Below are 23,985 nucleotides of genomic sequence, written 5' to 3'. Positions count from 1 at the left end.
AGAGTCAGATTTAACTCAATAACTCACTCAAAGCTTCACTACCGCGTACGTCTGTCTGCTGTAAATAAATGGGATATATCGGATAGTTTGTAAAATTACTTTCTATCTCTTTCATCAACCCTTGTTGTCTGTCTGCACGTTTGCGCCAAAACTCATCGGTTTGCGTAGGCGTTATCAGCTGATTGACCACGATTGCCGCTGGCGTGAGTTTGGTTTCCTCTAACTGCTGGATGGCGCGCTTAGTTTCGGCCAATGGCAATACATCAGCAGTCATTACCAATACAATGGCTGTTTGCTTACGATCATGTAGTAACAACCCTGCTTCACGGAATAGCTGCTTGCGTTTTTCTAGGACAGATACTGCCTGCTCCCAGCGATCTGGCTTTTGCTTAGCAAAGGGGTTTGAGACGTCGTTTTTATCATTGTCTTTATAATTGTTGTTATCTAAATCCAAACTCGTCGCTGCCGAGCGTAACTTAGCTTGCCGCCGCTGCTGGGCTAATAATCCATCCGTCCACGCTCCCATCATCTCTGGCAATACTAATAAGCGCAAGGTATGTCCCGTTGGAGCGGTATCAAAGATTATATGCTCATAACCAGCATCCGCTGCCGCCACCAAATGCTGGCACATTGACTCGAGCATGGCGGCCTCTTGTGCTCCGGGCGCAGACTTTGACAGACGTAGATGCTCACGAATCTTGGGCATCATGTCAGGATTGGCATAACCTTTGATGGTACGCTCGACCTGTGCAAAATGGTTATCAACGATAATATACGGATTGAGCTCAAGCGCATCAAGGTAATGGGTAATTGCTGTCTTCTCATTACTGAGCGCTACATTTAATACATCACCCAAACTATGCGCTGGATCAGTGGAGATAATGAGTGTCTTTTTTTGCTGAGTAGCATAATGGCTGGCAAGTGCGGCGGCTGTCGTTGTTTTACCAACACCGCCTTTACCACCAACGAATATAATCGGTTGAGCAGCTAGCTGGGTGACCAATGCATTTAAAGGTTGTAAGGCCATAATCCTTTCCCATTTTCTGTTTGTATGTTTTTTCTTATAGTTATTATTTATAGTTACTTCTAACAATCTAATTAGTCACCCAACTAGCAACAGCCGACATGATCAAAGGGGCATTTCTCCATACCCATTCGTGTATGCCATTCATGGAAATTTTCTAAAAACAGCGGTTGTAGCTCAAGTGTATAAAAGCTGGCTGGGTTATCAATGCCGAGGCTCTCCGCGAACATCATTAGCATAAATAAATCTTCTTCATCGCGTGCAGCGCGTGCCATTGTTTGCCGATATGGAGCATGGTAGAACTCATTAAGCCCTGCTAGGAATCTTTGCCATAAAGGATTGTCATTTTTTATATCGTCCATAGTTTTGCCTTAATTTTAAGAACTCACTTATTAGATAATATCATTAAGTGGTGGGTTACGTTGCGCTAACCACACCCTACAATGCAATATCTCAAAACATAAAAACGCTAGCAATGGCTGCTAACGTTTTTTTTGTCCATACTGATTTTTATATCAATTAAGTCTCATTTTTACCTTTATGCTGCGACCATTCACGGCGCAGTACAGAGAAACTCTCAAAAGTAACTAAAATCGTTGCAATCATGATGACGATATCCATAATAATGAGCAACCAATTGCCATCGGTATAGAAGGTTTTGAGCTGGATTAACAATGCAAAAACCGTCATAACTAATAAGAACGACAAAGGCGCTAAGGTATACCAAACCGGTTTGCCTTTACGTAATAAGATAACGGTTACGATCATCAGTGTTAATGCCGCCATCAATTGGTTAGTAGTACCAAATAGAGGCCAAATAATCATGCCGCCTTCACCGCCAATACCGCCCGCACCAAATGCCAATAATAGACAGGATCCGACTGCTAGCAAGGTAGCGACGACACTTTTACTTAGAATTGGAAGGTTATAGAACTCACCAAACTCTTGGAAAATGTAACGTTGCAAACGAACACCAGTATCCATTGTTGTCCCGGCAAATAGTGCTGCCATTACCGTAAGCATCGTCTGTGACAATACCATATCAATACCGACACCGGCATTAAGTATCGCCGCGCCACCATCAATGAATGCTCCAACCGAGCCGTCACCGAATTTTTGATAAACTGCCTGCCAATCACCAAGGGTCGCGAAACCTGCAGTAGCAGCAAGAATAGCGCCTAATGCCAACATTCCTTCGCCAAGCGCACCAAAGTAACCAACAAAACGTACGTCTTCTTCTTTGTCAATTTGCTTAGAAGTTGTGCCTGTCGCGACCAAGCCATGGAATCCTGAAATAGCACCACAAGCAATAGTCACAAACAATAATGGCATAATTGACGGTGTGCCTATCGGTAAGTCGGTATTGATTGCAGGCGCGACAATGTTAGGCGTTGAGATAAAGATAGCGGCGTACAACAGAATCAAACCGACGAATAGCTGCAAGCCATTGATATAGTCACGTGGTTGCAATAGCATCCATACTGGTAGTAGCGAAGCAATTGCAGCATAGGTAAATAGAATAATAATCCAGACAGCATTATCTGGCAGTCCAAAAATAGTCTCAGGTAATACGACTGGGAACATAGGACCAAGATAAATAAGACCGTATAAAGCCGTTACCCCAATAATTGACACCCAAGCCAAGCTCATATTATAGCGATAAATACATTGACCAATGATGAAGGCAACAATTAATGCTCCCCATACTGGTAATACCGCTGATGGCGTTTTGATAAGCATATTAGCAATAGCGACACCAAATACAGCGTTGACCATTAGTAATAATAAAAATATAACAACCATCATCAGACTACGTACGCGTGTGCCCATGACCGTACCAGCGATAGAGCCGATAGACTGACCACGATTACGCATACTCGCCCATATAGCGGACATATCATGAACACCAGCCATAAAGATCGTTCCGAATACCACCCAAAGCACAGCTGGCACCCAGCCCCAAATGACTGCGATGGCAGGACCGATAATTGGCGCAGCACCTGCTACAGAGGTGAAATGATGTCCCCATAATACATATTTATTGGTAGGTACATAATCTATCCCATCTTTCATCGTATGGGCTGGCGTGGGACGACTATTATCTAACGCCAAGATCTTGGTCGCGATAAATTTTGAATAAAACAAATATCCGCAAAGCATTGCGGCAATTCCAAATAATAATACAATAGCGCTATTCATCTTATCTCTCCTTAGATAAGGCGAGGATGGTGTAAGTTACACCTCCTCTTGTCCTTTTTTATTCCATCGTTGGCTTAGTGAGCTAGTTAATGCTGGCAGGAAGTAATTATTATGTTTTTCGTTAAGACTGTATTAAATAAAGACGGCTTTGACGTAAAACATAAAGAAATATTGAATGTTAAAATATGGATATAACGCATTAAGTTTAATCCATCCGACATAAAATGTAACGTCTAATGTCCATTATTGAGTAGTGTAAACGTAGCCCTAATACTGTATAGGTATCAATAATTGTTAAAATACATTGTTGATATTTTCACACCCATACCCTATTTTCACCAATTATGCACATAGTCAATGGATGCAGACGTCGACCTATTATTTTATTGGTTTAAGATGTCCTCGCGCAGATAATTTGGCTATACTGACGCCGGATATGATAATAAGTATTTATTAAACACTTATTAGTTATCTATCCTATTAAGTATCTATAAGGAATAAAATGACATACTATTTTGGATTTGTACCATCAGATAAATTGAATGATATGATTGATGAGGCTGAACGTATTATCACTTCAGGTGAACAAGTGGATTACTATCCTTATCGCAATGACCTCACTCAGCAAATCGCCCGCGAGCTAAATGAGAATCTATTGGTGAGCTTGATAGATGTAATTCCAAATCCGGATCGCCAAGCATCCATGCGAAAGATTGTAAATACGATTGAGCGCGCGACAGAGACTCTACTCAACGTACTACTTGGTAAAGATAAAAACGAAGACATCATGCCAAGCTTTAATTTTTTGAAGAACGAGACCATGTTTATTGATAATGAAGGTGTTCGCCGTGTTGGGTTTGAACTACCTAAAGCTTCTGCTGATACTATTATCGAAGGTTTTGATGCGGTTACGCCTGACAATGTTGATAAGAGTCAATTTAAAATTGCGCTTGAAACTATGAATGAAGAAGCACTTAATCATTTTATTAGCAAATTCACTGAAACACTCAAGCTTGGTATGATTAAACGCAAATCTATTCCGGTTGCTAAAGTAGGTATCGATAAGGGTATGGGCATGGCCCTAAACAAACTATTGCCGCAGCTACCTGATGCTGGATTAAATCGTTTGGCTCGTTTTTACCGCCCTTTTCTTATAAAGATGGCTGACTAATCAGATAACGATAAAAATAAACCACTATTTTTGCTTTAAAGTAATATCTCGTTGGGCAAATTCACCAAAACTTGCTAAAATAAGCAGCACTTTTCCTCGAAGGCGCAACTCATGACTCAAATCAGTAATCAAGAAATTGAAAAAACCCTGCGCAACTCAGAATGCCTCATTAGTAGTATCGAAGTAGCTGCGGCCTATGAGCGTCTTGCCGCTCAACTTAACCTTCATTATGCTGGTCTTAATCCAATCGTTATGGTTGTTATGAATGGCGGACTCATTCCAGCCGGTCAGCTGCTGACTCATTTAACCTTCTATCATCGTATGCATTATATTCATGCTTCACGCTATCGTGATAATGAAGGCACCAATGAGCTTGATTGGAAATTCAAACCTGATGTTAGCCTTGAAGGCGAGCACGTATTACTGATTGATGATATTTTTGACGAAGGTATTACCTTAAAAGCTATCGTAGAAGAGTTAGGTAAAGAAAAACCGCTAACTATTGAATCTTGTGTATTACTCAATAAAGAACATGATCGCAAAGTCGCCGATTTTGATGTTGATTTTGTCGGTATTAATGTCGCCGACCGTTATGTTTATGGCTGTGGTATGGACTTTCATGGTTACTTGCGCCATCTGCCTGGCATCTATGCTATTAAAGAAGACAAAATTTAGTCAGTCTTTAGTTTGAACAATAAAAAAGCACCCACTGGGTGCTTTTTTCGTTGGACTATTTTTACTAAGTACGCGTATGCGTCAACGGTAAAGTTGTTTGGTATTATTAAAACTGTAATGCCAAACCCGTATGGCGCTCAGTGGGTGTCTGGACGGCCTTTTCCAAAGCAGATTTCGTACTATATATGGTTACCTGTTTTTTGGCACGGGTCACAGCGGTATAAATAAGCTCTTTGCTCAGCAATCTTGCATGACTATTATCAAAGGTAATGGTCACATGATCAAACTCAGACCCTTGCGACTTGTGAATGGTCATTGCATAGGCGGTGGCAATCACCTCTTCATTAAGCAGATTGACGGCAATCCCTTGCTTCTTATTTTCAAAAAATACTTCGAGTCGACTGCGATCATCACTTGTCTGCAAGCAAAAACCAATATCACCATTAAACAACCCTAGCTCATAATTGTTTTGTAAGACCATAACGGGACGACCATGAAACCATGTGTTTTGACCCAGTGGTAGCTTAAGCTCAGTAAGGTGCCATTGAGTAAGATAGTTATTAATGTAGTGGTCGCCCCACTCCCCATTATGACCTGCAGTTAATACTCTAAACTGATTAAAGGTTTCCATTAATGAAGTAATGGTGTTTTTAACTGATTCTGGCATGGATTTTTCTATTTGATTTGTTAGTAATGACTTAATTTCATTCAGGTAGGGATGGTAATTCAAAGTGAGGTTTGAAATACTCGTTTTTTTACTTAGGCTATTTTCTATCTTATTATCTAGAGAAGCTTCTGTTTGCAAGGTATTGATGTTACTTACATATTGAAAGCTCAGTGCCTTATCATGTTTTAACAACTGCCAAATAGCGTGAGTATCTGTCTCTGCCTTGTTGATTTGATAAGCAAGCTTACCGATACCCGAGTCTGCTGTAAATCGACGACTCTCTGTTAGCTCTGCATGAATGGGTCGTAACTGCGGTATGCGGCACAAGTCAGCCAATACAGCCCCTGCATCTACTGCGGCTAACTGGTTCGCATCTCCTAACAATATAAGCCTTGCGCCAGGCTTTACCGCACTCACAAGATAGTTCGCCAGCTCAACCCCTAGCATCGATGCCTCATCGACGATGATAATCTCTTCGCCAAGTGGATTGTTAGCATCGTAACGCGGTCTGCCCGTCCGACCAATACCTAACAAGCGATGAATAGTTTTTGCTTCTTGCAACTGTAATTCAACATTCGCTGCGTCTAACGCTGCCTGCAGAGACTCTTGCATACGCTGTGCAGCTTTACCAGTTGGTGCTGCTAATGCCAAACTGGCACTGTCAGTGCTGAACCTAATGCTTTCAGACGCATCTCCCCCACTCTTCGTCGCCTGTTGCAGCGCAATCACTAGTTGAGCAACGGTGTAGGTCTTCCCCGTGCCTGGACCACCAGTAATAATGCTAAAGGCATTGTTATTAGCGACATTAATTGCCTTTATCTGATGTTCGTGAAGGTTTTTGGGTATTGCTATCTCTAGCGGTGTTACCTGCTGGTCTAAAATAGTGTTGATGCGCTCTGCTAAGTTAAACTCTGCTTGCCAAGCCCGGTGTAACCAAAACGTGATGGTCGTATGTTGTTTATCAGCCTCTTTGTTATTGATAAGCTGATAAATGATAGGTTGATTATTTTTGCTTAGGCTATTTTTATTCTCATTATTACTGACGTTATCGTTAACGCTAGCGAACAAAGTGTGCTCATCGATTAACTTAGTAAAAGTCGATAAGTCGTTAGCTCTTAATAACTTACATAACAATTCAACTGTATCCAGCCGCTTAACCAACATCTCTTTTTCATGATTACTAAGTGCCAGCTGCGCCCATAGCTGGTCTTGCTTAGCAAACAAAGTCTCTAGCAATAAAAATATCGATACCTCAGCTGTAATATCGGCCTCTGATTGAACCTCTATTTGAGTGTCAATCGAGGCAATAATCGGCATTGCTAGCATCTCTAACAGCTGCTGTTGCCAAGCATATAGTGTCACCAGCTCGCCATTGATTTGACCGCTCAGCGGCACCTCATGCTCAGTTTCCTCAATGGTGAGTACAGTATGTCCCTCTTCTAAATGCGTCGCCAACATAGTGAATAAAGCCGTAAATAAGCCACTATCTGGTGTTTTATCTATTTTTACGCTCTCAGTATCAGTATCAGTATCAGTATTAGGCTTGGCATCGGTCACGCTATACGCGAAATGCGTTTGCTGACGACGCAGCAAAATATAATCACTGATATTGCTGGCCCAGCTTTCTTGTAGGCTAATAGCAGCCCTGCTCTTATTATTATTCATGGTATGTGTTTCTCTATATTTATATGATTGATCGCTATAGTAATTTCTATGCATCAAATTTATTATCTAATTCATTTTGTATAGCCTGCTAACTTGGCATGCCAAACAATGCATCTAGGGCTTTAATAAAATCAATAGGAATGTCCCAAGTCACCAATCCATAGCGGGCACTGCTTATTGATTTATGCTTTATTGAATTACTGTGCATTAAGTTGCTACCGTCAAGCGTATTAGCATCTTCTGCTTCAATAGCTAACGAGGCAGCTGGATCATATACGCCCCGTAAAAAAACATACTCCACCGCGCCCAAATACTTATCTTCATTGCCTGCATAGTCATTAATCCTCATCGATAAGAATCGATGCAACGCCACCTGATAAATCGCTGCTTGCAACCAATATCCTGCTTTGGACATTGCTTGCTTGAGGGTGTTTTCATTATAATCGCTTAGGCTATTTCCTAAAAAATTACTCTTATAGTCGACGACGTAATACTTGCCAGCATGCTCATACACCAAATCGATCTCACCACGTAAATAACGATACAAATGCGCTTTGTTTTGCGGAACAAGATTGACATGTTTGTCGGTTTCATTAGGCAGGTACTGTTGAAAGAGTCTATTAATATCTTGTGCTTTAAAACGCTCTGACAGCCCCATATTGAACTCTAATTCAGCGAACCTCTGACTTGCATCGATAGAGCATAACGGTTGATTGGACGCTAATAGCGGCGCATCTAGCACCTCCTCAATCCAGCCAATGAGAGCTGCATGCTTGGTAGCATCTATCGAGTCCGAATTCAATGAATCAGTATTTAATGAAGCACTATCGCCTTGCTCTTGCTTCTTCGCTTGTAATCGACGACTTTGGGTTTCGGCACTGCTATACACCAGTGGCAGCTGATAGCTACTGATGGCTCTATCGATAACCTGAGACCACTGTGATTTATTGTTAAAATCAATTTTTTCAAATATCTCATGCAAAAATGTACCCGCATTGGCACCTTTCACAAAAGTAAAACGAATATCATCCTCTAGCTTGAGACTTAACTCATCGACTTGCTCAACAGACTCATTATTATTCAGTGATGGCACAACTGAAACCGAAGTTTCGGTCATATCAATATCTATCGCATCATCAATACGCTCATCCATGATAGCCATTGTCTGCGTTGATTGATCTAGCTGACGGGCTAAGGCGGTAAAACTGGTCTTAGCCCAACCGTAAAAGTAATTGATTTTCATGACCTCTGAAAAATCATCATACTTAATAGGTTCGGTTTTGGGCGTAATAGAATCAGGCGTTCCATTTTCCGTTAATACGCCTGCTTTAGCGGCAGCACAGTTATCGTTATAGAACTCATTAACCTTATGCCCTCTAATCATGCCTATGGTGCCTTTGAGTCTATCTGGCAACTCAAAAGTTGCTTCTTGGGCATCAAACCAATAGAACACCGGTTTTAATTCAAACCCTGTTTTGTTATGGGGATCTCGCAGCACCACATAAAGCTGCTCACTGGCGCGAGTAAATGCCACATAACCAAGCCGGCGCATCTCATCAAAGCCCTCTTGCGTCTCAATATCGGTATAGTAGCCCTCTGTGGTCGCAGAGCCTTGTACAGGAGAGAATCGGCGCTGATTGCCTGTCGATTGCTGATTTAGTTCTGACTGATCTTGTTGAGTAGGGTTTTGTTGCGCATTATAGAGATACAATCCATATTCTTCTTTATTACCTGACTTCCTACTGGCATCTCCCATACCCAGCACATAAACAATGGGAAATTCTAACCCTTTTGATTTATGAATGGTCATCAGCTGCACGCCAGACTCTGTCGGTAGCGGATACTGCTTGGCCCAATCACTGCTAGGCGCGGTATCTATATTTTGTCTAAACCAGGCTAGTAGCTCGTATTCTCCCATGCCGATACCATACTGCGCTAATATATCCATCACATGACGCAAATCCATAATATGACGATCGCCTTCTGGATGCGCGGCTAAGGCTTGCCAAACGCCTTGCGGCTGCACAGGGCTTTCATCTAACAAGTAATGCATGGCCGATAATATGCCAAAGTGCTGCCAACGCTGTGTGCCTTCTTTTAAATAGCTAATAAAGTCTTGATAGCTTTTCTTATTATCAATAGCTTTTATACTATTACTATTTAAAGAAGTGCTACTCGAGCTATCGCTACCCTCGTAAGCCCCTGACTCATGGTCAGTCATCATGGCTTTGATATCTTTTATACTCAGGCCATACAAGTGACTGGTCAGCACCCGATTAATCATGTCATGACGATACGGATATAGCATAGCACTCAGCAGTGCTGCCACATCTTCTGCCATGACGGTTTCAAAGATACTGACATCACTGGTGGTCAAGGTCGGCACATTGAGCTTTACTAGCTCGTCTTCCACCCGTTTTAAGTCTTTTTTGGCACGTGCCAGCACGCCGATATCGCTCGGCTGAATCGGTTTGCCTTTTAATGTCTGACCACTGCTGAGTAAGGTCGCAATATGACGCGCTGTGATTTCATGCTCATCGTACTCAAGCTCTTTGTCCTTATTATAAGGCAGGTGCAACACACTCACAGGCTGAGCAGAGAGTACGTCACTCACCAATTCACTCACTAAATTGCTATTTAGGTCGCTGGTTAGTATGTCTGGCTCATTAAACCAAGACAGCTGATTTTCTTCTTTATGTGCTTTGATGTGCTGGTAATAAATACCACTACCTAACTGTGCGAGCCTATTCTCATTAGTCACTGGCGCAGGCATACCAAACCAGCAGTTTAGAGCATTAATCACACTGGCGTTTGAACGACGGTTAATATCGAGCGTCCAAAGGCTACTTTTGTCAAACTGGGCTTTCATATAATTGTAGTTGGCGACATCACCGCCTCGAAACCCATAAATGGCCTGTTTAGGATCACCAACCAACAACAAAAACTCATGGTTGGCTTTATTAGTAGTAGCCTGCTTGTCATTGGACGACGGTTTACGTTTACGCTTTGGCAGATAGATGCTTTCAATCATAATGGCTTGCTCGCCATTGATGTCCTGCGACTCATCAATCAATGCCACTGGATAGTGATGACGAATATAACGCGCCAGCTTCTCTCCTTGCCGACCGGTTAATGCTTGGTTCAAACGTACCATTTGCAAGCTAAAGGTGGTTTCACCGCGCTCTTCTAATATAACCGGCAGCCTGTCACGTACCGCAAGCACGATATGGCGATTTAGATTGGCTAATAACAACACAATGTGCTGATTTAAACCGTCAACCATATCCAAAACCGCTATTAACTTACTGATGGTTTCTAACGCGAAAAACGCCTCGTGCTCTTTTTCTCTATTCTTATTAAAATTCTTAATTTTACCCTCTTCATTGGGATATCTAGAATCCTGCAATGAGGTGAGAATCTTATTTTCACGTTCATTTAGATAATTGGTAAACGCCAGCTGATGCTCCGCTATTTTTTGATGCACCTCAATAATGGCATCAAACTGCGTCGTTAAATTAGAACGCCCATTAAACCCTTGAGACTTTCGATAATCAGGATTTAAATACGGCTGAATATCTGCCAAATCCAATGTCGCAAACTCATGCAATAGCTGTTCATACAAGCTAAAGTCAAAACCTTGGGTTAGCTTTACCTCGTTAATCGGCGCAGAAATAAAATTCAGCGAACGAGTCACATAACTTTTATGATCGCCAACCGCCGTCAGCTTACCTTGCTGATCCATCAATGCATACAATTTAGGCTGCTCATGATACAGCCTACTTTGAAACTGACGCAGCTCATCATGAACAATACTGTCAGTCACTTGCTCAATACTGCTGTCTTCAATAATAGCCATGCCTTGCTGATGACCGGTCTCGCTACTGTACTCCTTCAACCATTTTTGCGCCAAGCTATCGAGGGTACCGACAAACAGCTTGTCCAAGGTGGTTAATACCAGCGCCGTACGGCGAATGGCTTCTGTCATAGGATAGCTGTAAACATGATCAAGCAAGTAGCCGACCAGATGCAGATTAATAGGGTCTTGCATGATGTCATCTAAGCGCGCATATTTAGCCTGAGCGACTAACCAGTCCTCACGAACTTTTTTTGCTTGGGTGCGCTTTTCAGCATCGGCTTTTTTGTCATGAACCCTGTCATAAACAATGTCTTGATTTAGTTCATCAGCATCTGTTTCAGCGTTTGAATCAGTATATGAGCTATTGACTGCTTGCTTGTCCTCCTTATCCTTATCACTATCAGGTGTCACCTGTAGTATATGCGGATACAAACTCTCTTTATTAGCGGGGTCAGCGCTCAGGCTACTCACCCATTGCAGCAGCTGATAAAAATCCACCAAACGATCATGGATGCGCTGACGCATCTCTGCAGCCGCGGCTCTAGTAAAGGTGGTCGCAATGATTTGCTCTGGCGCACGCCGTGCTTCAATCAACAGACGCAGTACAATGCCAGTTAGTGTCCAAGTTTTACCAGTACCGGCTGACGCTTCGATAAGATGCCGACCCGTCAATGCAACATCAACCGCTGGTATCACATCCGCCTTATTCTTAGGCTTAATCATGTCGTCATTCGCAACCTCACTGTCAGTCATACCCTGATATGTATCAGATGAGTGTGGCTGGGTAGAAATGTCCATCATGTTAGTGGTGGCGGTAAATTCTGTCATATGAGCGTACACTTTTTAATATCAATTAAGCCAAAGGGCAAAAAACGAACCGTTTTAAATAACCAGCTAGCCAGCTAACTATCTAGACCTTGTAGGGCAGTAAACATCGGCTCATACAGCGGCTGTGCTAACGTCGTTAACGCTGCTGATAGAGCTTTAAAGGCGTCTTGATCACGCAGTACGTATTGCCAAATAGTATGCTGCGAGCAGGTATCGTATACCGTGTCTACATGATAGTTAGGTCGTAGCCAATCTGAGAAATCTGCGCGTTTTGGCCAATAGCTGCCGCTCTCATCTTCACTCTCTGCCGCTTTTGCACACTTATCAAGATAACTGAGCGCATATTCTGGCAATAAGGTAATCGGCACTTGACCGACTAGCTTGCCAAACATCGCCCATTTTATTAGCTCGGCTACGGCATCTTCATACACAATAGGGCTTAGCTTAAAGGCGGTTGTTTTTTCATACTTTTTGACTTGTGAGCTGGGCTTATTAAAACGCCAAATACTTACGCCATCATTTAGTGCTACCTGCTCGGCAGTTGTGTGTCTGGCCACTTGCCAATACAGATGCGACAACCAAAACTTGATTAAATGCTTAGGGCTAGCAGAATTGGGTAGTATGTTTAACCACTGCTTGGGGGATTGCTCGGCATAGGACATGCCAGCCTGTAGATTAGAGCGATTGTTATTAGCACCTATTAGCACTGATGTTGGTACTGAGCCTTTTATCTTAACCATTTTAGGTAATAGCTTGTGCCATATTTCACTATCAGCATGACTTAGCACGGATGCTAGCGCTAGCTGAACGGGGTGCTCGGTGGTTGGGGTCAGTAGCTGCAAACCGCCTATATCACTCTCCTCCAATATCTGGGTATCATCCAAGCCATTAGCAATTAGCTGCTCTTTAAATTCCTGACATTGCTGTTGCAGTTTTTGTTGTTGATTGGGCAATGTCGTTTGGCGCGCCACACCTGCTGGCATGATTTTTTGATACATCAAGATTGGGCTGTCTTGCTTAGCTGCGCTATCAGAATTATTATTGGCGGCATCGCTCGCCAGCTCGTTAATCAAATACTCTTTAATCTGATAGGTCGTCAGATTGTCTAGGAATAGCGGCTCTTGATGAGCCATCGCTTCCTCGCCCAGCACCACATGCACCTTCTGAGTACGTAAAAATGCCTTGGCCGGATGGCGCACTTGATACGCCAATACCCCTTCAACGTCTATCTCTCCAATATTAAATACAGTTTCGGAAAGTGCCTTTTTAGTAAGGTCATTAATCTCACCAGAATCACTGGAGACAGCTGTCGCTTCTAGTGACAACATCTCAGCCAATGCATCTAAGGTTTGATTTTCTATTTGTCCTAACTGACCTAGAGATTGACCAAGCAGCTGAGCGATTGATTCGTACTGTGCTTTGGTAGGCAAGCCAACCAGTTCTGCATGCTCACTAAATGCTCTGCCCTTTAAGGTATGAAACACAGCTTGCCAAAGCGGCGCAGGCGGAAACTGACGTTTTTGCGCAAGCTTGGTTTTGCGCATGGCTGTATTTAAAAGAACATCTAACTCATCTGCATTATCAATAAGTCTGTTGTCTTGAATATTATTTTCAGTGTGGATGGCTGCGCTTTCATTCAAATTAGGCTTAGCAGTGTCAGACGCTTGCTCAGAAACATCTGCGTCTTCAATGTCTGTTTCAAACAAACTCTCATGAAACGGCAGTGCTGGATGCTCAGTCACCAGCCACTGCTTAATCAATTTAGGTAAATAACGTTTAAGGCTCTCGGTGGTAGAGTCAACACTCTCAGGCAATGTGTCTAATGCTTCAAGCGAGTTTACCTGCCATTGCACCTCACCTTGCAAAAACTGTAATAGCTCACTGACTGGGTTGGCTGGCAGGTGCTCGTGGGTGTCTGTCAGACTTTGACCGTTATAAAATATCCAGCAAGCACTGCGCGCGCACAGCAATGCGTCTAAAAATGCACCATTATCATCATCTTCACTGACTCTATCACCGCGGCGGGAATTGGTGGCTTTCATCAAATCATATCGATTATCAAGATCACGCCCAGGGAATTCAGAGAGATCCATATTGAGCATCACCACCAAATCAAAAGGTACGTTTCTTAACGCACCAAATCGACCAAAGGTAATCACCCCAGTCGGCTCGGCACTGACCTGCTGACTCTCAAGCTCCGCCTCAATACTGTCCAGCATAAAGCTCAGCTTTAGCGGCAACTGCTCAACGCCTGCCAGCCTTTGCTCTACTTCTTTTTTGTTAGCATTACTGACACTATCGCTACTGGCGTACTGTCTATAGTGACGATTGGCCCTCAGGCTTGACTTAAAGCCATTCATAGCATTATAGATGGCGCGCATCGTACGCGTTTGATCAACATCACCAAAATAGCGATGAATCACTTGTGTCTCAATCTGATCAAGCCAATCCTCCGCTTTTAGTTTTTGTGTATGATCATCACGGCGCGCGGTCAAACCGGCATAAATACGACAAAGCGCTTCAATAATCATCGCATCATTTAGGCTCACTTGCGGTAGCGGCAAACTCATCTCCGGCAATGCAGTGCTTGGCCAATCTTCCTGTGCCAAAGGATATAGGCAATCGCTTAAACTGGCCTCTGGCATCACTAGACCTAAGGTTAATCTATCTAACGCTTGAGCAAAGGTAAATCGGTAGTCATAGTCGTTACTATCTAGGGTTTGTTTAAGATGCCATTCATCAAAGCCGCGAATAAAGCCTGCCTCTACCAGTAAATCACAGCCACGGCTCATCTGATCATGGGTTAAGCCAAAACTTTCATACAGCGGTGGCAGCATTAGCCAATCAAGCACCTCAGCGGCTTCAAAGCGGGCACTATGACTGCCTAACAGCTTATAAAAACCAATGATGGCTTCCCATAGCTGACGAATATCTGCATCGACCACACCCGTCACTTTTGCTGGCAGGGTCAAACCGTCTTGACCTTTACCGCTGACGAAAATAGAGCTGATCAGCGCATGGTGACGCTCAACATCGGGCAGCAACACGACAATATCGGATATATGGCGTTTTTTCTCACCAAGTTTTAATGGCTCATTCAACCAGCGCCCAATCATGATACGCAGTACTTCAAGTTGACGCTGCAAACTATGACACGAATGAATGCTTAGGCTATTATCTTGCGAAGACATTGCCCAAAAACGCTCCTTCTCAAAGCGTTTATTCTCTAACGCTTCATCGTCATACCACGGCGTTTCTTGCTCGTCTTGATTAGAGCCCGTCTCTAGTTGTTTACTGACTGCTTGCGAGACTTTGGCCGCGGTCGCTTGCTGGGTAGACTGCTCATCTAGCATCAACACATCATTTTGCAAACGCCTTAATAAGCTTGGGCTCTCTTGCACCTGTTGCGCACTGTCATCAAAATCAATACCGAACTCGTCGCTCAAGCCATCATTGCCCTCATTAAAGATGTCCTGCCACTCGACGAGTGCATCTTGGTATTGCTCATTACCCGATAAATTTGCGAGCATAGCAAAGGTATCACGCGACTGTTTGCCTAAACGCGACAGCAAACTATGCCCATACTCACGTAAGAACACGCTTTCAGGGTTAACAATCTGCTGACGCTGTAGCCACGACTTATCAACAATATCCGCCCAAAACAGCTTGGATGGGTTGTAGTGCAGCAGTGTGATATCCATGTATTGTGACAAGCGCTGTAAAAAGTCGAGCTCTGTTTGTGGCAACTGCTGAATGGTAAAAATACGCAGTACTTTGGGCAGTTGAGCACGCTCATTCGCCTTGTTGCTTTCTAGCGCTGACCAAAAGGTATCTTCAAGTGCCACACGGTGCTGATGCACATCGGCAAACAAATGCGACCATAAGAAACGCTGCGCGATCTCTAATTCTATATAATGCGCCACTAACCACTCAGGGGTGCCGCGCGCATACTTATCGAAGCGCAGGGATAGTGCATCCTTATCCGCTATCAGCGCATCCACATTAAGCGGCTTATTATGTGACCACAGGTCTAACCAGTCCTCACGATGGGTTAAATAGCGGTTAAACACCCTCGCCAAATCACTTGCCAGCTGCCAAATACGCGCATCTTGTTGCGCTTTATCCTGCTGAACTTCTTCTTGCGGCTCATCAATCAAAGACGCCAGCAACGGATGAACGGGGTGTTTTTCATCAGCGACAATCGCCTCTTGGTAATAAGTCAAATAACCAAACAATCGCCACTGCATTACCGTTGGTGACAACACTGCCACCTCAGGCACATTTAGGGTTGCCGCATCAGGGTCTTGCTCTAACAAATAGGCATTGTGACGGCTCAACACATCCTGCATCAATGTCCACTGATACTGTCCCCAAAATGTCGTCGTCACTAAGGTGCTGATACCCGCTTGGCTTGCAATAGACTTATCTAGCCAATCACCAAGTACCATGGACGGCACAATGACCACAAACTTCTCAAAAACAGGTTGGTTTTTGGACTTATAAGCTGTTAATAACTGTTCAACCAAAAGCTCGGTACGGTGGGACTGAATAATCGTAAACATAGACAATAATCTAATTAAAATAAGACAAATAATAAAAACTGCTCGCAATGATAACAGCGATACAACAATGACGTTATAAGAAGTTTTAGTTGGTTAGAAAAGATTTAAAAGGACATAGATGTAGACAATTTAATACCATATAAAGTAATAAAGTTTAAACAGATAAAACAAACGCTGTCTTAACATCACGGCTCTTAGAACATAAAGCAATCATAAGTACAAAGAGCAATACCTATTAATCTATGTTTAGCTGTCGTGCCAGTTATATATTTCTGCTAAGATAGCTGCGTTTGATTGTGAACTACTGCTGACTTTAATGTAATATGACTTATCAAACGTCAACACCTGTAGTTGTAAGTTTCGAGCTAATATATTGCGAATAGTGTGCCATTGATACTCGCTATTTACTAGTTTATTACTCAAATGCATAATAGCTTGCGACAAATGATGTCGCGTGTTTTGTTAATATTGATAACTAGCTTGATCATCTGAAACTAGAAAATTGCGATTCTACTATAACTAATGATGATTGATGATTGAGATAACATCTTCATCCAACATCTAAAAACTTTTAACCTCAAAAACGAGATAATTACGTATTATGCCAATGCGTCCCATTGATGCTATCTTTGTTCATCCCGAAAAACGTCTTTATGTCGTTTATTTTCGCGGTGAACTGTGGCAATTACCACGTATGAAAATTGACCATGCCGCTTGGCAACGTCGGCAGCCTTACAATGGCGACGTCAAATCGCTTTATCTCAGTCGTCATCAAGCCATTACTGATCCTATATTGGCACAAAAACTACGCACCCTAAATCTACCTGAGGCTGTACGTGGAAGTACATTGCATCGATTTGAGGATTGGTGGGAAGTTCATGGCTTTGAATGGTTAAGAGCTTTGCTTCATGATGGTAAATCACCGCTAGCTGCTCATCAATCAAACACAGAAGAGCCAATCTCAGCGGTTCAGTCTTTGAGCAATGACAATGAGGCCACCAACACTGTAAATAACGCAGAAAAGACAGAGCCTATAACGCCACCTGTTGCCGAAGATGATATTTTTGACGATATGCTAGCGGATTTAACCAATGAGGTATTGCATCATCGGCATTAAGTAAAAAATCGAGACAACATTAAAAAAGAAAAAACACTAAAACAATTCAAACAATATCTCAAAACAAAAGATGAGCTGTAACCTATGAAAGACTACAAGCTACTATTAGCTGGGCTAATTTTATTACTACTCGTTATTATAATTGGTATTTTTGCTTGGCTATGGAGTAGTAATCGGAAAAATATGGACCCTCTCCCGATAATGGCAAGTACAAATGGGGAAACATCTACTGTTAATGAGGATGATCCAGAAACAGTCAATACTGCTATCTTGTACGTACAAGCAGAAGATAAACTGCAATCACCTTTGGATGATGTCATTGCTCGTTTTGAATCACGCTATCCTACGGTGCAAATATTTACGCTTTATGTAAATGCTAATAAACTGCTGACTTTACCACATACAAGTACTTCTGATGATAATGGTGTCAATAAAAGCTCAGAACTTATTTTTAATACTGACATCATTATGGCTAATGATAAAATCTCTAAAGAGCGCTTAGCACCTCTACAAGCCTTGCTTAAAGAGTCTCAAGCTGAGCGTAATAAAAACTCAATTAATGCTGACCATACAGCTACTAATCAAGCTATAGATAATGACGATGAAAACGCTAAGGCGCCATCTCCAAACGATAATAAGGAAGCGCGTAATTTAGCATCATTTAGTTATGCGCTGAGAGACTCTAAAGCAGTCGACGGGGTTATCTTAACGGAAAACCCTGCTGCGACGAGTTTCCGCAATTTCTTGCTATCTAGTGTGGGACAAGATATTTTGAAACAGCATGATTATGAGAATATTGAAGGTTATAGAAATAATCTACATGACTTATTTAACCCAACATCACGCTCCAAATCAGCATCAAATGAAAGCTCTATACAGGTTGCCGATGCCCTCAGTAACGGAAAGTAGCTACAAACCGTGTTTATTTATCTTTTGCTGATTGCTTTTATACATGCTTTTTTTTACAATGGCACTCCATAATGCGCCTATAGCTCAACAGGATAGAGCAGTTGCCTCCTAAGCGATCGATCCGAGTTCGAGTCTTGGTGGGCGCACCATATCAATATAATACAACAACCCATATTACCTCGTAAGCCTTATACTTCTGTTTGCATTTACCGCAACTCAAGCAAATGCAAATATCAATGACACCGTCACCAGAACCTTTACAAAAAAAGCGATACTAGTAGCTGCTGACACTAAAGAAGAATCAACGCTTACTCCTATCTTCTATGGACGTAGTAGTCGATACCCTTTTTCTTCTGCAGTACGCTTAGGCGACACGCTATATCTATCAGGGCAGATTGGTTTAAAAGATGGCAAGCTTGTTGAAGGCGGTATAAAGGCTGAGACCAAACAAGCTTTAGATAATGTGAATGCGCTGTTGGTCAAATATGGCTATCAAAAGACTGACCTTGTGAACTGTACTGCAATACTGGCAGATTTAAGTAAGTTTGGTGAATTTAATGAAGCTTACGCAGCGGGGTTAAGTGAACCTTATCCTGAAGGCACTTTACTTGGCACCGATGAACCACTCATACTTGGGGCAAGTGTAGAACTAGAGTGTTCGGCTAGAAAGTAAATTTTTAAGGTATATCGAGCAAAGATAAGCTTAACCTTGTCTATACTCGATATACATTTAGAGTTATTTACTTATTTTTAGGGCAAGTTACCAATCAGCTAACTCCTTTAAAACGCAGTAAACGCAAGGCATTTAGCGTTACTAGCACAGTAGCGCCGGTATCAGCCAATACGGCAATCCAAAGTCCTGTAATGCCGAGCACAGTCGTTATCAGAAATATACCTTTTAAGCCCAATGCAAATATGACGTTTTGATGAATATTTCTCATTGTGGCGCGAGATAAAGCAATAAGGTTAGCAACGTCCATCACGCGGCTTTTTAATAGTGCAATATCAGCCGTTTCGATAGCCACATCCGTGCCACTGCCCATCGCAACGCCAACATCTGCCGTTGCCAAAGCGGGTGCGTCATTGATACCATCACCAATCATCGCTATTTTACTGTTCTCTTGCATCTCGCTGAGTAGACGCAGCTTGTCCTCAGGTAACAGCTCAGCCTTCCATTCTATATCTAACTGACTGGCAAGCGCTTTTGCCGTACGGCTATTATCACCTGTGAGCATGACAGAGCGCACGTTCATATTGTTAAGCTGTGCAATGGCTTGCTGTGCATCCTCTCGCAGCTCATCACGTAGAGCCACCAATCCTAGTGCCTCACCCGTTTGCTCATCGAACAAAATAGAAACCGTCTTACCATCATTTTGTAGCGTCTCAATTTGAACCTGTTGCTCAGGTGACAACACAACTTTCTCAGCGACGTAGACTGATGAGCCAATGGATAAAGTACGTCCAGCGACAGTTGCATAAACTGCTTTACCCGCAGTAGCAGAAGCATTAGAGGCATCAGGTATATTCACCTTAGCTGCTTTGGCATGATCCACAATAGCTTGAGCAAGAGGATGACTAGAAGCGGAATCTACACTCGCAAATAGGGCCAATAACTTGTCTTCACCCTCAGCATCTGTATGCGCTATTGTAAAGCCAATAACATCGGTTACCCGTGGTTTGCCTTCGGTCAAGGTGCCCGTTTTATCAAAAGCAACGGTACTCACTTGACCCACCAACTCCATAACATTACCACCTTTGATAAGCAGTCTATGACGCGCGCCAACAGCCAAACCTGAGGCAATAGCGGCGGGTGTTGATAGTACTAGGGCACAAGGACAGGCAATCAGTAATAGCGCCAAACCACGATACAGCCATGTCGCCCACTCTCCTCCCATCAGCAGCGGTGGAATGATAATAACCAGAGCAGCAAGTACCATCACTATAGGCGTATAGTAGTGGCTAAAGGTTTCAATAAAACGGGCGGTCGGTGCTTTGGACGCTTGCGCCTGCTCCACCAGCTCAATAATACGTGCAATCGTATTATCCGCAGCCGTTTTTTCCACGCGTACTTGTAGTACGCCATCAACGTTGATGGATCCAGCAAAGACGTCATCGTCTATTGTCTTGGCAACAGGAACAGATTCTCCAGTCACAGGTGACTCATCAAGGCTAGATATACCTTGAATAATCACACCATCAGCAGAGACTCTATCACCAGGACGCACGAGAACTTTATCGTTAACCTGTAGTGAAGTCGCTGCCACCTGACGTTGTTGTCCTTGCGCATCCAATAAGATGGCAGTCTTTGGTACTAGCGATGATAAAGCTTTGATGCCTGCGCGAGCACGATCAGCGGCGACGCTCTCTAACAGCTCACCAACTGAGAATAAAAAGACCACGGCAGCCGCTTCTTCAGCTTCACCAATGATAAGGGCGCCAATAGCAGCGATAGACATGAGCATTTCAATTGAAAAAGGCGAACCTGCTGACGCCAGTGCAAAAGCTTTGCGAGCAAATGGTAGGACACCGATAGCCACAGCGGCAATAAAAGCCCATGCACCATATTCAGGGAAGATCAAAGACAACACATATGCTGCGCTCATTAAAAGCCCAGTACCAATGACCTGCCTGCCCTTTATGGTTTGCCACCAGCGCAGATCGTCTACCGCTGCTTGACTACCCTCAATGCCTACCTCATTTTCTTGATCAGTTAAAGCTGACACCCCAAACCCTAGGCGCTTAATGGTTTTTTCGATATCTTTGATCTCAGTATTCGTATCAGGCGCTAGGATTAGCTCTAGTTTTTGGGTTGCAAAGTTCAGCTGAACGTCAGAGACACCGGGCATACGTATTAGCGCCCGCTCAATTTTGCCAACACAACTGGCACAGTCCATACCTTCAATATGATATTGCATAATCATTTATCCTCTTATTAAAGGTATTATGAACCCTGTAGTGGCTTCAGGGTCAAGGGTTTTGACAAAAAATCAGTTTGATTCTTTTGTCATCTAACCTTATAGTTACTTTATTGTTTTAGATGATAGAGACCATTATTTGAGGAGATAAAAGTGCTTATCAAAATTGGCGAGCTTGCCACACGTACAGGTGCGACGGTCGAAACTATTCGCTATTATGAGAAAGAAAAGTTATTACCAGAGCCTTTACGCAGCCAAGGCAACTATCGTTTATATAATGAGGGGCATATTGAACGTCTGCAATTTATCCTACACTGTCGTACGCTCGATATGACTTTGGATGAAGTACGAACCCTGCTTCAGTATAGGGATAAACCTGATGAGAACTGCGGTGAGGTCAATGTGCTATTAGATGAGCATATTAAGGCAGTCAAAATACGTATGGAAGAATTGGCGCAATTAAAACAGCATCTGCTTGTTTTGCGGCAAAAATGTGCAAGCGAAGCCCCAGCTGAATCATGCGGGATATTACATGCGCTTGCCGATAATTCTTGCCATCATGGTTGATAGACTATCATCTATTTTACTCAAAGTTTAATAGTAATAAAATGATCTCATTCACTTCAAATTGACAAATTTTGGCGACGCAAACTCTGACTCTTTATACCCTCCATCAAATATTGTCTTTTATTACTCAAATTTTTATTGCCCTCTAAGCTCAGCTTAAGAGCATGTTATTGTCAGTAAATAAACTGACTATTAAGCGAGGTGTAATGATGGGCCAAAACAATCATAATGATATAACCAACGACGCAAGTGTACCCTTTTACAACCGTCTAAAACGAAGCAAGTAAGGGTTTGAGATATCCTTGTCAGAATCACCCATTGTGCAGGCGCTATGGACAGTATTTATTTTAAGTGCTGGCATAGTCGGTGGTGTCTATGCTCTTTCGTTGTGGGGAGAAAGCCTATCGCAAATCCTTATGACCACAGATAAGCATTTTTGGTACTCATCACACGCAAGTGGTGTGATTGCCTATGCTTTATTTTGGTTGGCAGTTGTTTTTGGTTTGTTGCTCAGTACGCGCCTATGTCGGTATTTTAATGCTGCAAAAGTATTTGCATTACATTAATATTTAAGCTTGCTCGCAGTAGGCTTTTCTACTTTTCATGCGGTTATTCTATTGACTGATAATTATATAAATCTTAATATTTGGCAGGTATTATTACCCCTTGGGTTTCAGACTGACCGTATCGGTGTCGCATTAGAACAATTGGGATTTTGGTTTTTATTCATCAGCGCGTTTAGCTTCTACCTTAAAAAATACATGGGTCAATCAGCATGGCGATGGTTGCATTTTTTAACCTTTTTAGCTTATATGGGCATTTGTATTCATGTGTTTATGGTGGGCTCTGATAGCCGACTGCTAGCGCTATTATTGTTTTATGCGGGTAGTCAGACAGTGGTGTTTTTACTGATTGCCTATCAATTATATGCCTTAAGGCAAGTTAGCTAATCTCTGAGCAATTTACAAGGTAAACTATACTATAGTATTTTTGGTTCATTATTCTTGCTTAGTTATTTTTGAGGTTATTTATGTCTCTTTCTATTCATGATGAAGTGCATTTAAGCAACCGTAGCCAATGGCTCAGAGCAGCAGTGTTAGGTGCAAATGATGGATTAATTTCTACCGCCAGCTTACTGGTTGGTATTGCTGCTGCAAACGCAAATAGCCAAACTTTACTACTGACAGGACTTGCGTCGTTGACTGCGGGTGCCTTGTCAATGGCAGCGGGTGAGTACATTTCAGTATCATCGCAGGCAGACATTGAAAAAGCTGACTTGGAAAAAGAGCAACATGAATTGACGCATAATTCTGAGCGAGAGCTTCTTGAGCTAACAAAAATTTATGAGCAGCGTGGACTTGAGCAAAACTTAGCCCATCAAGTTGCCGTGGCTTTAACTGAGCACGATGCCCTTGAGGCACATGCGCGTGATGAGATAGGTTTGACTGACATAAGTGCAGCAAAGCCGCTTCAAGCCTCCGTTGCCTCTGCCATCTCATTCATAGTAGGCGCCATAGTACCCGTTATTGGTATTCTACTATTGCCAGCAGAGACATTAGTATGGTCGTTGGCCTCGTTGACCATTGTGGGCTTAATTTTGCTTGGTGTAGTATCAGCACGCTTGGGCGGCGCTCCTATTATTCCTGCTACTGCTCGGGTGGTAATATGGGGTGTATTGGCAATGCTCGCAACCTCATTTATTGGCGGGTTGTTTGGCGTAAGCGTTTAGCTCCGGTCTTCTTTACTATAAAGTTCGTTTATGGTAATAATGGGGGTTTTTTAAGCTTTGAGCTATGCTGAAGAAACCGTATAAGTAAACTTGGTAAACTA

At 42.8% G+C, this 23,985-nt stretch carries 16 protein-coding genes and 1 tRNA gene; 10 read left to right on the top strand and 7 right to left on the bottom strand.

Annotated elements, in window-relative coordinates; all coding sequences use genetic code 11:
* Positions 1 to 10 precede the first annotated feature (10 nt).
* The 3 genes from AK823_RS07120 to AK823_RS07110 form a co-directional block, all read right to left on the bottom strand.
* Positions 11 to 1,027, bottom strand: a complete 1,017-nt coding sequence (locus tag AK823_RS07120) for an ArsA family ATPase (protein WP_068327773.1) — start codon at positions 1,025 to 1,027, stop codon at positions 11 to 13.
* Positions 1,028 to 1,110: 83 nt separating this feature from the next.
* Complete coding sequence (locus AK823_RS07115) at positions 1,111 to 1,386, bottom strand: cory-CC-star protein (protein WP_068035834.1); 276 nt, start codon at positions 1,384 to 1,386, stop codon at positions 1,111 to 1,113.
* Between the two features lie 157 nt (positions 1,387 to 1,543).
* Positions 1,544 to 3,223, bottom strand: a complete 1,680-nt coding sequence (locus tag AK823_RS07110) for a carbon starvation protein A (RefSeq protein ID WP_068327770.1) — start codon at positions 3,221 to 3,223, stop codon at positions 1,544 to 1,546.
* Between the two features lie 502 nt (positions 3,224 to 3,725).
* On the opposite strand from AK823_RS07110, the gene AK823_RS07105 reads away from it, so the two are divergent.
* Both AK823_RS07105 and AK823_RS07100 read left to right on the top strand, forming a co-directional pair.
* Positions 3,726 to 4,394, top strand: coding sequence for a hypothetical protein (locus AK823_RS07105; RefSeq protein WP_068327767.1), 669 nt, complete (start codon positions 3,726 to 3,728; stop codon positions 4,392 to 4,394).
* A gap of 111 nt (positions 4,395 to 4,505) precedes the next feature.
* The gene (locus AK823_RS07100) at positions 4,506 to 5,069 is read left to right on the top strand and encodes a hypoxanthine-guanine phosphoribosyltransferase (RefSeq protein WP_068035828.1); all 564 of its coding nucleotides are present in this window, start codon (positions 4,506 to 4,508) and stop codon (positions 5,067 to 5,069) included.
* A gap of 106 nt (positions 5,070 to 5,175) precedes the next feature.
* Here AK823_RS07100 and recD read toward each other — a convergent pair whose 3' ends face one another.
* The 3 genes from recD to AK823_RS07085 form a co-directional block, all read right to left on the bottom strand.
* Positions 5,176 to 7,401, bottom strand: coding sequence for an exodeoxyribonuclease V subunit alpha (gene recD, locus AK823_RS07095; protein WP_203226551.1), 2,226 nt, complete (start codon positions 7,399 to 7,401; stop codon positions 5,176 to 5,178).
* Positions 7,402 to 7,489: 88 nt separating this feature from the next.
* Positions 7,490 to 12,085 carry a UvrD-helicase domain-containing protein gene (locus AK823_RS07090; protein WP_068327761.1) on the bottom strand — a complete coding sequence of 1,532 codons (4,596 nt, stop codon included), beginning with the start codon at positions 12,083 to 12,085 and terminating at the stop codon, positions 7,490 to 7,492.
* A 74-nt stretch (positions 12,086 to 12,159) separates the two neighbouring features.
* A complete protein-coding gene (locus tag AK823_RS07085; protein WP_068327759.1) occupies positions 12,160 to 16,647 on the bottom strand; it encodes an exodeoxyribonuclease V subunit gamma in 4,488 nt (1,495 codons plus the stop codon).
* A 601-nt stretch (positions 16,648 to 17,248) separates the two neighbouring features.
* Here AK823_RS07085 and AK823_RS07080 point away from each other — a divergent pair.
* From AK823_RS07080 to AK823_RS13945, 4 genes are all read left to right on the top strand, one after another.
* Positions 17,249 to 17,764, top strand: a complete 516-nt coding sequence (locus tag AK823_RS07080; protein WP_068327756.1) for a hypothetical protein — start codon at positions 17,249 to 17,251, stop codon at positions 17,762 to 17,764.
* A 201-nt stretch (positions 17,765 to 17,965) separates the two neighbouring features.
* Positions 17,966 to 18,673, top strand: a complete 708-nt coding sequence (locus AK823_RS07075) for a hypothetical protein (RefSeq protein ID WP_228138820.1) — start codon at positions 17,966 to 17,968, stop codon at positions 18,671 to 18,673.
* Positions 18,674 to 18,746: 73 nt separating this feature from the next.
* Positions 18,747 to 18,822 (top strand) — tRNA-Arg (locus tag AK823_RS07070).
* 41 nt (positions 18,823 to 18,863) lie between these two features.
* Complete coding sequence (locus tag AK823_RS13945) at positions 18,864 to 19,346, top strand: RidA family protein (RefSeq protein WP_082785663.1); 483 nt, start codon at positions 18,864 to 18,866, stop codon at positions 19,344 to 19,346.
* Between the two features lie 94 nt (positions 19,347 to 19,440).
* Here AK823_RS13945 and AK823_RS07060 read toward each other — a convergent pair whose 3' ends face one another.
* Positions 19,441 to 21,588 (bottom strand): heavy metal translocating P-type ATPase, encoded by a 2,148-nt coding sequence (locus AK823_RS07060; RefSeq protein ID WP_068330203.1) that lies wholly within the window; start codon positions 21,586 to 21,588, stop codon positions 19,441 to 19,443.
* A gap of 159 nt (positions 21,589 to 21,747) precedes the next feature.
* Here AK823_RS07060 and cadR point away from each other — a divergent pair, with 159 nt between their 5' ends.
* The 4 genes from cadR to AK823_RS07045 all read left to right on the top strand — a co-directional run bounded on the left by cadR (position 21,748) and on the right by AK823_RS07045 (position 23,884).
* Positions 21,748 to 22,155 (top strand): Cd(II)/Pb(II)-responsive transcriptional regulator, encoded by a 408-nt coding sequence (gene cadR / locus AK823_RS07055; RefSeq protein ID WP_203226531.1) that lies wholly within the window; start codon positions 21,748 to 21,750, stop codon positions 22,153 to 22,155.
* 302 nt (positions 22,156 to 22,457) lie between these two features.
* Positions 22,458 to 22,721 carry a hypothetical protein gene (locus AK823_RS14250; RefSeq protein ID WP_228138819.1) on the top strand — a complete coding sequence of 88 codons (264 nt, stop codon included), beginning with the start codon at positions 22,458 to 22,460 and terminating at the stop codon, positions 22,719 to 22,721.
* 51 nt (positions 22,722 to 22,772) lie between these two features.
* The gene (locus AK823_RS14245) at positions 22,773 to 23,105 is read left to right on the top strand and encodes a hypothetical protein (RefSeq protein ID WP_228138818.1); all 333 of its coding nucleotides are present in this window, start codon (positions 22,773 to 22,775) and stop codon (positions 23,103 to 23,105) included.
* A gap of 80 nt (positions 23,106 to 23,185) precedes the next feature.
* Entirely contained in the window at positions 23,186 to 23,884 is a 699-nt protein-coding gene (locus AK823_RS07045; RefSeq protein ID WP_068035813.1) for a VIT family protein, read from the top strand.
* Positions 23,885 to 23,985 lie beyond the last annotated feature (101 nt).

This window comes from Psychrobacter sp. P2G3 (assembly GCF_001593285.1).
Taxonomy (GTDB): Bacteria; Pseudomonadota; Gammaproteobacteria; order Pseudomonadales; family Moraxellaceae; genus Psychrobacter.
The sequence above is the reverse complement of the archived record's forward strand: the minus strand, read 5'-3'. Positions and strand labels throughout refer to the sequence as shown.